The sequence below is a fragment of the Mesorhizobium sp. M7A.F.Ca.AU.002.02.1.1 genome, from assembly GCF_003998535.1.
In the GTDB taxonomy this organism is placed as follows: Bacteria; Pseudomonadota; Alphaproteobacteria; order Rhizobiales; family Rhizobiaceae; genus Mesorhizobium; species Mesorhizobium ciceri.
In genome coordinates this window covers 1-724 of the sequence record NZ_RZPB01001377.1, presented here as the reverse complement: position 1 = coordinate 724, position 724 = coordinate 1, and the positions used below count along the sequence as shown (strand labels likewise).

Here is a 724-nt window from a genome sequence, read left to right as displayed (position 1 = left end):
GGCAAGAGGCGCTTTGAGCCCCCAAGCCTTCTGCGCCTTACGGGCGGCCTCTATCGCCTGGCGAGCCTGATCCGGGCTTGCCTCGGGCACGTCGACAAAGGCCTTGCCATTGGCCGGATTGATCACCGAACGCGTGCCGGCTTCGCCGGTGACAAACTTCCCGTCGATCAACATGAGATAGGATTTCTTGTCTTCTGCTGCCATGGTTCAATCCGCTTCCGCGTGCGTTGCAGGCGTGCCGACGCCTAAGGGTTGGATTTCGCCGCGGCCATCTGGACCGCGAACTCGATCGCTTCGACCAAACTGTCCTCATTGGCGATGCCCTTGCCGGCGATGTCGAAGGCCGTGCCGTGGTCGACAGAGGTGCGGATGATCGGAAGGCCGAGCGTGACATTGACACCAGAGAGCGCTTTCCACTCACCGGTCGCGGGATCGATGTTGAAGCCGAGCAGTTTCACCGGGACATGGCCCTGATCGTGATACATCGCGACCACCGCGTCATACTGGCGGGCGCGCAACTTGACGAAAACCGTATCGCCCGGAACAGGCCCAAACACCGCAAAATCGGCGGACGTGTAGGAGGCGACGACCGGGGTCGTGATGTCGATATCCTCACGGCCGAAAATGCCGCCTTCGCCGGCGTGCGGGTTGAGCGCGGCGATCGCAATGCGGGGATGGGCAATGCCGAGGCCGCGCAACGCCTCGACCGTCAGCTGGATAACCC

General features: G+C 62.6%; 2 protein-coding genes. Both read right to left on the bottom strand.

What is annotated here, in order from left to right; all coding sequences use genetic code 11:
* On the bottom strand, positions 1-204 hold a 204-nt coding region (locus EN879_RS37840; protein ID WP_127274810.1), incomplete at its 3' end, for an aldehyde dehydrogenase family protein.
* A gap of 41 nt (positions 205-245) precedes the next feature.
* A partial coding sequence (locus EN879_RS37835) for a 4-hydroxythreonine-4-phosphate dehydrogenase PdxA (protein WP_164774939.1) occupies positions 246-724 on the bottom strand: 479 nt, incomplete at its 5' end.